We start from the raw sequence: 10,989 nt of genomic DNA on the forward strand, positions 1-10,989 counted from the left end.
AGCTTTTTTTGCGAAAGCCCCTAAAACGTGTATTATCAACATATCATAATTATATACTTATTTTTGTGTAAACACAATGCAGTAACTTAGCTACACTTAATAAACTTAAGTTCTTCATCTTTAACTATTATTTGTATAACATCACTATTTTTGAAATTACCTTTAAGAATCTCATCAGATAATCTATCTTCTATCATATCAGTTATAATTCTTCTCAATGGTCTAGCTCCGTATTCATTATCTTTTCTTTGTTTACTTATGAAAGCCTTGGCCTCTTCTGTGAATTTTAATATAATGTCATTTTTCTTAGCTCTTTCACATAGATTATTTGTTAATATATCAACAATTTTAATCATATGCACCTCATTAAGTTTATGAAACACCACTATATCATCAATTCTATTTAGAAGCTCCGGCTTAAACATATTCTTTACTTCACTAAGTATAACTTCTTTCATTTTTTCATATTCATCGCTACACTCTTCTTTAGTAGATACTCTTTCAAATCCTATAGAATGTTGCTTCTTTATCACGGATGCTCCTGCGTTAGAAGTCATTATAATTATAGTGTTTCTAAAATCTACAACTCTCCCCTTTGAATCTGTAAGCCTTCCATCCTCTAATACTTGAAGTAGGATATTAGATACATCCTCATGTGCCTTTTCTATTTCATCAAGTAGTATAACGGAGTATGGCTTTCTTCTGACCTTTTCTGTTAATTGTCCTCCTTCATTAAATCCTATATAACCTGGAGGTGCACCAATTAACTTTGACACAGAATGTTTCTCCATATATTCTGTCATATCTATTCTAATTATTGAATTCTCATCGTCAAACACAGCTTCAGCTAAAGCTTTAGACAATTCAGTTTTTCCTACACCTGTTGGTCCTAAAAATATAAAACTTCCTATAGGCCTTTTAGAATCCCTTAGTCCAGCTCTTGACCGCCTTATGGCCTTTGCAATAGCTATAACTGCTTCATCTTGACCTATAACTCTTCTATGAAGAATATTTTCTAAGTTTAAAAGCTTATCAGTTTCTGTAGATGTCAGCTTCTCTAAAGGTATTTTAGTCCATGTTGATAAAACCCTTGCAATTTCCGATTCATCTACTGTTATTCTAATCTCTTCCTTACTTTCTACTAAGGTTCTTTTTCTTGAATTTAACTGTTCTCTTAAATCATATTCTTCATCTCTGATAGAAGCTGCCTTCTCAAAGTTTTGAATATCAATTGCATCTAACTTCTCTTCAACCTTTTTCTTAAGCTTTTGCTCTAAAATACCAACCTCATTCTTTTGAGAATATTCTATTCTTCTCTTAGCTCCAGCTTCATCTATAAGATCTATTGCTTTATCTGGTAAATACCTATCTGATAGATACCTATCTGATAGATTTACAGCTGCATTTATAGCTTCATCCGTAATTGTAACTAGATGATGCTCTTCATATTTATCTTTTAATCCTTTAAGTATTCTTATAGCGTCTTCCTTTGATGGTTCTTCAACTATAATTGGCTGAAATCTTCTCTCTAATGCAGAATCCTTTTCTATATACTTTCTATATTCATCTATAGTTGTAGCCCCTACACATTGAATTTCTCCTCTTGCCAGAGCAGGCTTTAATATATTAGATGCATCTATTGCTCCCTCTGCACCTCCAGCTCCTACTATGGTATGAATTTCATCAATAAATAAAATAATATCTTCACTTCTACTTACTTCATCCATTAAAGATTTTAATCTATCTTCAAATTCACCCCTATATTTTGCTCCTGCAACCATAGAAGCCATATCTACACTTATTATTCTTTTATTTATTAACATATCAGGTACATCATCATTTTGAATCTTCTGAGCTAACCCTTCAACTATAGCTGTCTTTCCCACTCCAGGATCCCCTATTAAACAAGGATTATTCTTAAGTCTTCTACATAATATCTCTAGAACTCTTCCTGTATCCTTTTCTCTTCCTATAACAGGGTCAAGTCTATTCTCACTTGCATACTTAGTTAAATCCTTTCCATATTTATCGATCATTGGAGTTTTATATATTTTAGGGGTATATCCTTCCTCAGTTTTTACTTCTGGATTATTATCATTAAAACCAGGATTACTATTTAGTGATATTTCACACTGCTTCTGATCATAAGATAAGATTTTTAACAACTCATTAAAGTTTGTGCCTAAATTATCTAATATTGTATAGGCTACTCCATCTTCTTTTTTAAGGATGGCTAATAGTATATGTTCTGGAGATACAAATTTCTCATCTAACTTTCTAGCTTCTACTAAACTAGCTTCCATTAACTTTTTTGCTCTAGGTGTAAAATATACATCCTCAGGATATATATCTTCATCTCCATAACCAACTAATTTCTCTATTTTATCTTTAACCTTTATTTCGTCAACATGCATAGTCCCCAGAACCTCAGCTGCTATTCCACCCTCTTCAATAATACCTAATAGCATATGTTCTGTACCTACATATCCATGTCTAAATTTTTTAGCTTCCCCGTGGGCATACATCAGTGCTTGTCTTGCTCTGTCATTATATTTATTAAACATTATACTAACCCCTTTACATATTTAGCTAAATGCTAATATTATAATATCTAGTCTATCCATTTCAAGCAATCACAAACCATAAATTGTAATTTTTTTAATATATCTATTTATTAAAAATATATAAATAAAGTACTCCTCCTATTGGAAAAGCACTTTATTTATATATTTTCTATCTTTGTATAACGTAGATATGGCATTGTCATACTCATAGTAATCTATTTTAATACATTTTTCTTCGTAACATCTAATTTTAACATTAAGATTATCATTTAAAGTTACATCTATAAGAACTCCTTCTTTATTGTAAGTAAATTCCTTTAAGTCATTTAATAGCTTGTCTATATTTTCTTTGTTCTTAATCATCTTTTTCCTCCAGTATTGTAAATAATTTAAATTTCGCATAATAGATTATTTAAAGTAAATAAATAATCTATTATGCTTTTATTGTTAAAAATATAACCATTAGCAACTTTAGAGTTCCAACTCTGAGTCATTAAGATATCCATTAAATTGTGAATTATACAATCTAGCATAAATATCACCTTTATTAATCAATTCTTCATGAGTACCTTTCTCAACTATTCCTTTATTAGTTAATACTACAATCTCATCTGCATTTTTAACAGTTGACAACCTATGAGCAACCACAATAGTTGTTCTACCCTTAGATAACTTTTCTAAAGACTTTTGAATTATAAGCTCAGACGTATTATCAAGAGCTGATGTAGCTTCATCTAATATCAATATAGGTGGATTCTTTAAAAATACCCTAGCGATTGATATTCTTTGCTTTTGACCTCCAGATAATTTAACTCCTCTTTCTCCTACATAAGTTTCATATCCTTCTGGTAATGACATAATAAAATCATGAATATTAGCATTTTTAGCAGCTGTAATAACTTCATCATCGTTAGCTTCAGTATTACCATAAAGAATATTCTCTTTTATAGTTCCTGTAAATAAAAATACGTCTTGTTGTACTATTCCTATATTTTCTCTCAACGACTTTAATGTTATCTCTTTAATATCTTCTCCGTCAATAGTAATTTTTCCTTCATTTAGTTCATAAAATCTTGGAATTAAATGGCAAATAGTTGTTTTTCCTCCACCTGATGGTCCAACTAACGCTAAAGTCTTACCCTTTTCTATTTCTAAATTTATGTTAGAAATAATTTCTTCACTGCCTTCATATTTAAATGTAGCATTTTTAAATTCAATTTCACCCTGTACATCTTTAAGTTCTCTTGCATTATCAATGTCTACTATATCTGGTTCAGTATCCATTAGTTCTACAAATCGTTTGAATCCTGACATTCCTGATTGATATTGTTCTACAAAGGATGTTAACCTTCTTATTGGTTGCATAAAATATGCTACATACAAGAAATACGTGGATAGATCAATCACTCCTATTTCACCTCTGTATACAAAGTATCCTCCGAAACCTAATACAACCACATTTAACATATCTACAAAGAATCTCATTCCAGACATAAATTCTGCCATATATTTATAAGCAGAAGACCTACTAGTTCTAAATTCGATATTCCCTTCATCGAATTTTTCCATCTCATATTCTTCATTTGTAAAAGATTTAGCAACTCTTATTCCTGATATGCTATTTTCTAATTTGGTATTAACTAATGCTATTTTTTTTCTAACATCATAAAATGCTTTAGACATTTTCATCCTCTTAGTCATAGTAAATATAATAATTACAGGTATACAGGCAAATACTATTAATGTTAGCTTTATATTTATAGCACATAGCAATGCAAATGAACCCATAAGCATTACTATTGAAATGAATAAATCTTCCGGTCCATGGTGTGCTAGTTCTGATATATCCATTAAATCATTAATAATACGTGACATAATATTTCCTGTTTTATTATCATCAAAATAACTAAATGGCAATGTTTGGAGATGAGCAAATACCTCTTTTCTCATATCGTATTGAAGTCTTACACCCATAACGTGTCCCCAATAATCTATTATGTAATTTGCTATAAGTTTTACTACATATAGCGCTGCTAATACAGATGTAAATATTATTATTGTTCTTAAATTCTTATTAGGAATCGCGTCCTTCAATAAATAATTAGTAAACATAGGAAATACCAAATCCATAGCTGCTACTAAAAACGCACATATCATATCTATTATAAATAGCGTTTTATGTGGTTTGTAATATGATATAAATCTCTTTACCATTAAAATCCCCCTATTCCTCAGTAAAATTTATGAAATTGTTCTGTATACAAGTTTTAAGCCCCAGCAGAAAAATTACTCCTACTGAAGCTTAAATTCTCTATAATCTTTTACAATTAGTTTCTATTTAATATAAAGTAAATCTTAAAATAATAACTCCTTAAAATCAAAGAAATTAATTATTATTTTTACTCATAAACTCTTCTATATCTTCTACGCTTTTAATTATATGAGCAGAAAGATTTACATAACCATCTTCTGTAACTAGAATATCATCTTCAATTCTAACACCAATACCTTCTTCCTCTATATAAAGTCCTGGCTCATCAGTAATAATCATACCCGGTTTAAGCTCTATATTTCGGGGACCTACATCATGCGTATCTAATCCTAATGGATGTGCTACACTATGGAAGTAATATTTATCTAACTCTGAATCATCCTTTATAAGTCCAATTTTTTTACATCCATCAGCAAGAACTTTTTTAGTTATATCTTGTAATTCAGAAGTAGTTACTCCTGGCTTTACAGCTCTCATAGCAGCTTCATTGGCTTCCAATACAATATTATATACTTCTTTCTGCCTTTCTGTAAACTTTCCATTGATAGGGAAAGTTCTGCTTATATCTCCATTGTAGTATTTATATTGAGCTCCTAAGTCTAAAAGCATTAAATCTCCATCTTCAGTTGTAGTATCATTATCTACATAATGAAGTATAGTTGCATTTTTTCCTGTTGCTGCAATAGTTGGAAATGCAAAATCCTTAACTCCATTTTTCTTTAATACATAGTTAAAATATGCTTCAACCTCATACTCCTTCATACCAGGCTTAGCATTGCTCCACATTTCTTTTATACCATCATAGGTTATATCTATAGCTTTTTTAATTAATTCTATTTCGTCTTCTCTTTTTATAGTTCTAAGTAAAGCTATATCATGATATATGTTTTTAATTCTTATATATGGATATCTTTCAACAAGCTCTTTTGCAAAATTTTGAGATGGTGTTTTCATTATATTAAATTCTTGTCTTTCTAACTCTAAATACATATTCTGCATATTGAACCTATCAAAATAACTTGCAACTGTGCTCTCAAAGTCTTTCAAAAATCTAATATCTTCTATACCTGAAACCTCTTTGGCTTCATCTTCACTTATGGTTTCTCCAACCCATTTAGCCATAACGGGATCACTTTCTTGTATGAATAAAATCTCTGATATCTTACCGTTTATATTTACGATCATCATAATTATTTTCTCTTCATCAATACCAGTTAGATAGTAAAAATTTCTATTAGGTGTAAATGGATAAGTTTCATCTGCTGACTTATAAGGAGCTTGTCCTGCAAAAAAAATTGCCATAGAATTACTTGGAATTACTTCCCCTAACTTCTGTCTATTGATAATAAAAAAATTCTTATTCATAATTACTCCCCTTTTCCTTAATATTTTCTATAAACCCTAAGGATTATTATACAACATTTTCCAAGATATATCTAATAAATATTAAAATTGTTAAATGGACTGGATAAAATCCATAAAATAGCCATTGTATTTTTTTCCCTTCAGTTTCATCATAATTATAAATGAAAAATAGACTACTTATACAAGTTGCCTGTAAAAAAACTCTGAAATTTGTTCCATATGGTGTTATGAAATACTTCAAAAGTGGTATAGTATATAAAAAATTTAATATCACTATAGTAATAATTAATTTTTTAAAGTTGTATTTAAACATTCTAAAGCATAATATTATACAAATTCCATACGTAGCGTAATCCGAATTGAACTTCTCTAAAATATATAGTATCGCTATCGTAAGCACAAATTTAGCTATATTTACAGATATCTGAAAGCTTCTTTGTAAAATCTTACTTTCATTTCTTAGCTGTGAAAAATCTACTCTTTTATCTAATACTAATATAATGAGTATTCCTGAGAGAAGTGTAAAAAATACATTTAGTCCCTTAGTATCAAAAGCTAACATATAAGGCACCTGTGATATGATTGCTAAAATAAATAATCTGAATATATATTTTTTAATATTTTTTGTTCTAGTATATCCCTCTGTTATTAAAAATGCATATATAGGAAATGCTATTCTTCCAATAACTCTAAATAGCATCATATTCGGAAAAAATATAGCTCCTATATGGTCAATTAACATAGTTATGCATGCTAATAATTTAAGTGAGAAACTACTCATAATTTAACAATCCCCCAATGATTGATTAATTCCTATTCATTATATTCTCTAACTTGATACTCATGGTGTGATATATCTGCACATTGTACTACTTTATGTCCATTATCATTAAACTCTATAGTTGTAAGGCTTGTCTGCTTTATATATGGCTCCATCCAAAAGTCTTTTATATCTATATTGTTTAAACTACACAATAATGCTTTTATAGGCATGGTATGTGTAACTATAAGAATACTTTTCCCTATATTTTCCTTTACAATTTTCATAATTACTTTATCTACTCTATCAATGAGTTCCTCGATGGTCTCTCCATCTCCTATAGGCTTGTATAGCTCAGGTTTATTCCAATAATTATAGTATTGTTCAGCATACCTTTGTTGCATTTCTTCTTGATTCAGTCCTTGAAATTTACCTAGTTTCATTTCCCTTAGTCCATCGTGACTTACTAGTTCAATTTTCTTATTTTCATTTATTATTTCTGCTGTTTTATAAGCTCTACCACTAGAACTAGAGTATATTTTATCTATATTAATTTCTTCTAATCTATCTCTAAGCCATTGTGCTTGCTTAACTCCTAACTCTGTTAATGGAGAGTCATTCCAACCTTGCATCCTTCCTTCTACGTTCCATTGTGTTTGTCCATGACGGGTTAAATATACAGTTGTTGCCACTTATTCTCCTCCTACACTAAATCAAAACTTACTAATATACCAATTTTAATATAACTTCACTAAATATGCAAATATCCCCTTAAGATTATGCATTTACAAATCATCTTCAGCGTTAAAATATTACCTCATAAATTTATATAAAAAATATACAAATATATACTTTTTAAGTAGTAGTATATATTTGTATATTATCTAAGACTTTAATTCTATATATAATAGTATATATTAATCCTTATAAATATCAAATTCATCTAATTGAAGGTTATTCGGTAGTACCTTCGTATCATGAAATAATTCATCTAACAGCATAAGATTTTCATTTAAGTCCTCCATTTTGTAAGGTCCAATTCCAAATTCTTCTCTTAGTAATTTTTTATCTTCGCTTTGTGGCGTGGATGTAATACTTACCATCCTTTCTTCCTCCTCTCTCCACTATATCAAATTTATCACTTTCTAAAATATTGCATAACACTTTAGCATCCTCTTCTTTGGCTTCACTCATCTCAATATGGAAGTTATCTAAGGGCCCAACTATTTCCATATAATCATGAATAGAACTATAATCGCTTAATCTAATCTGTCCATATATATTCATTTTATACTCTGACATAAACAACCCCCTGCTATATAATTAATTATAGTTTGTTAGAATCCATAGATTTTTATACATACTTATTAAGCACAATATATTTTTTGTAATTTATAATTAATTTAAAGTAATTTAAAGTAATTTAAACTTATATTAAAAATAAACCTCGTGATAGAGTTTCTATTATCACGAGGTTTATTTATTAATATATTATTAGATCCTAAAAATCAAAAATATTTATCCTATCTATGACTATGCGCAAGAATTCTACTTGCGTATAATATATTACTTTATGCTTCCTTTTTACTCTCATTTACAATTTTATCAACTAGCTCACCAGGAACCTCTTCATATCTTTCAAATCTACTTCTAAAACTTCCTCTAGCTCCTGTTATACTTCTTAAATCCGTAGCATAATTGTATAATTCTGATTGAGGTACTTCACTAATTATTCTCTGTCCTTTAGCCCCTGGCTCCATACCTAATATCCTACCACGTTTTTTATTTATATCTGCAATAACATCTCCCATATAATCATCAGGAATATCTATCTCCAAATACATTATAGGTTCTAATAAAATTGGACTAGCTTCTTGAAGACCCTTCTTATAAGCTAAAGAAGATGCTATCTTAAATGCCATTTCTGATGAGTCAACTGGATGGAATGATCCATCATGCAGTGTTGCTTTTAATCTTATAACTGGATATCCAGCAAGGACTCCATGAAGTATACAATCTCTAAGCCCCTTTTCTACAGCTGGAATGTACTGTCTAGGAACAGCTCCACCTACTACTGCATCAACAAACTCTAAATCATCTTCACCATCATTTCTAGGCTCAAATTTAACTTTTACATCTCCATATTGTCCATGTCCTCCTGATTGTTTCTTATGTTTTCCTTGCACATCTGCAATTTTTTTAATTGTTTCTCTATAAGGTGTTTTAGGAATTCTAAGATTTACATCTGCTCCAAATTTATTTTTTAACTTACTTACAAGAACTTCTAGATGTGTTGTACCAAGTCCTGAAATTACTACTTCAGCGCTCTCTACATCTCTAGATATTGAGAATGTAGGATCTTCTTCTAATAATTTTGAAAGACCATTGGATATTTTATCTTCATCACCCTTTGCATTAGGTATTACAGCTCTAGAATATACAGGCAATGGGAAACCTATTCTATCAAATACAATCGGCCTGTTATGAGCACATATAGTATCTCCTGTGCTAGTAAATTGCAATTTTGAAACTGCTCCAATATCTCCTGCCTTTATTTCTGTGGTAGGATATTGTTTCTTTCCTTTCATAAAATATAGTGACCCAACCTTCTCATCTTTTTCCTTAGAGGAATTATAAACTACAGTATCTGACTTTGCAGAACCTGTTATGACCCTAAACATAGATAATTTCCCAATAAATGGGTCAACTATTGTTTTAAATACTAATGCAGAAAATGGTTCTTTATCATTAATTTTTATATTTATAAATGCATTATTTTTAATATCTTTGGCCATGTACAGATTAGTTTCTATAGGAGATGGAAAACATTCTACTATATCCTCTAATAATGTCTCAGTTCCTACACTAGTTATAGCTGAACCACACATTATAGGACATACATCTCCTGTTGATGACCCTTTAATTAATCCCTGATATATATCTTCTTCACTTAATTCACCATCATTAAAATATTTATCTAGTAAAACTTCATCAGTTTCTGCTACCGCCTCCATGAGCATTTGTTTACACTCTTCAACTTTATCTCTTAGCTCTTCTGGAACCTCTCCTTCTTCCATGGTATTAGTCTTAGGATTAAATATTCTAGCTCTATTGGATATTATGTTTACGATACCCTTAAATTCTGCTTCTTTTCCTATTGGATATTGTATAGGTACAACAGACATACCAAACTTATCCTTTAATTGATCTAGAATTTTTTCAAAGTTGCTATTTTCGCGATCTAACTTATTTACAAATATTGCTCTAGGTAATTTACGTTCAACTGCATAGTTCCATGCTTTTTCTGTACCTACTTCAATTCCTGCTACTCCACAAACAGTTATCATTGCCATATCGATAGCACTTAGCCCTTGGATCATTTCTCCTTCAAAATCAAAATATCCCGGCATATCAACTAAGTTAATTTTAACATCCTTCCATTCACAATGAGCTACAGCTGTAGAAATAGATATTTGTTTCTTCTTCTCCTCTACATCATAATCGCTTACAGTAGTTCCATCTTCAATTCTGCCAATTCTATCAACTTCATTAGTGTAATATAGCAAACTTTCCATTAAACTTGTTTTACCAGAACCACTATGACCAATTATTCCTACATTTCTTAAATTATTAATCTTATACTCTTTCATAAGGCGTACCCCCTAAATTAAATTTGGATGTATTAAGTTTATAAAATTGTATTAAATATATAATTTATTCTATACATTATTAAAATCCCCTTCAAATGTAAGAATTTTTACAATATTTAATTAATTTTAATTAGAATAAAGCCATATAATAGCTTTATATCTATTTATATTTATTAAATTAGCTAATATTCTTTCCTTATGAAAATATCTTATAATAATACTGTTTGTGCTTTTTAAATTCATAAATTTTTTATTTTAAAAGAAACAAAAAAAGTGTTGATAAATCATCAACACTTTAGACGTAAAAAAGTAGATAATTTCATTAATTATCTACATAAATTCATTGATTATAAGAAATGGCTCCGCGAAGAGGATTCG

9 protein-coding genes are annotated in these 10,989 nt (G+C 29.7%); all 9 read right to left on the reverse strand.

The genetic code is table 11. From position 1 onward, the window contains the following. Nucleotides 1–86: 86 nt before the first annotated feature. The 9 genes from B3W71_RS11385 to fusA all read right to left on the reverse strand — a co-directional run bounded on the left by B3W71_RS11385 (nt 87) and on the right by fusA (nt 10,611). Entirely contained in the window at nt 87–2,564 is a 2,478-nt protein-coding gene (locus B3W71_RS11385; protein ID WP_346889045.1) for an ATP-dependent Clp protease ATP-binding subunit, read from the reverse strand. Between the two features lie 138 nt (nt 2,565–2,702). Next, nucleotides 2,703–2,927, reverse strand: a complete 225-nt coding sequence (locus tag B3W71_RS11390) for a hypothetical protein (RefSeq protein ID WP_346889046.1) — start codon at nt 2,925–2,927, stop codon at nt 2,703–2,705. 108 nt (nt 2,928–3,035) lie between these two features. Next, nucleotides 3,036–4,778: an ABC transporter ATP-binding protein gene (locus tag B3W71_RS11395; protein ID WP_346889047.1), complete on the reverse strand. Its 1,743-nt coding sequence runs from the start codon at nt 4,776–4,778 to the stop codon at nt 3,036–3,038. Between the two features lie 172 nt (nt 4,779–4,950). Further along, nucleotides 4,951–6,201 (reverse strand): aminopeptidase P family protein, encoded by a 1,251-nt coding sequence (locus tag B3W71_RS11400; protein ID WP_346889048.1) that lies wholly within the window; start codon nt 6,199–6,201, stop codon nt 4,951–4,953. Between the two features lie 46 nt (nt 6,202–6,247). Further along, nucleotides 6,248–6,982, reverse strand: a complete 735-nt coding sequence (locus B3W71_RS11405) for a TraX family protein (protein WP_346889049.1) — start codon at nt 6,980–6,982, stop codon at nt 6,248–6,250. Nucleotides 6,983–7,014: 32 nt separating this feature from the next. After that, on the reverse strand, nt 7,015–7,653 hold the full coding sequence (locus tag B3W71_RS11410) for a histidine phosphatase family protein (protein ID WP_346889050.1): 639 nt from the start codon (nt 7,651–7,653) through the stop codon (nt 7,015–7,017). 225 nt (nt 7,654–7,878) lie between these two features. Continuing rightward, entirely contained in the window at nt 7,879–8,064 is a 186-nt protein-coding gene (locus tag B3W71_RS11415; protein WP_346889051.1) for a hypothetical protein, read from the reverse strand. Next, nucleotides 8,027–8,263: a hypothetical protein gene (locus tag B3W71_RS11420; RefSeq protein WP_346889052.1), complete on the reverse strand. Its 237-nt coding sequence runs from the start codon at nt 8,261–8,263 to the stop codon at nt 8,027–8,029. Before B3W71_RS11420 ends, B3W71_RS11415 begins: the two co-directional genes overlap by 38 nt. 269 nt (nt 8,264–8,532) lie before the next feature. Then, a complete protein-coding gene (fusA, locus tag B3W71_RS11425; protein ID WP_346889053.1) occupies nt 8,533–10,611 on the reverse strand; it encodes an elongation factor G in 2,079 nt (692 codons plus the stop codon). Between the last annotated feature and the right edge of the window lie 378 nt (nt 10,612–10,989).

The organism is Clostridium sp. UBA1056, assembly GCA_002316385.1.
Classification (GTDB): domain Bacteria; phylum Bacillota; class Clostridia; order Clostridiales; family Clostridiaceae; genus Clostridium_J.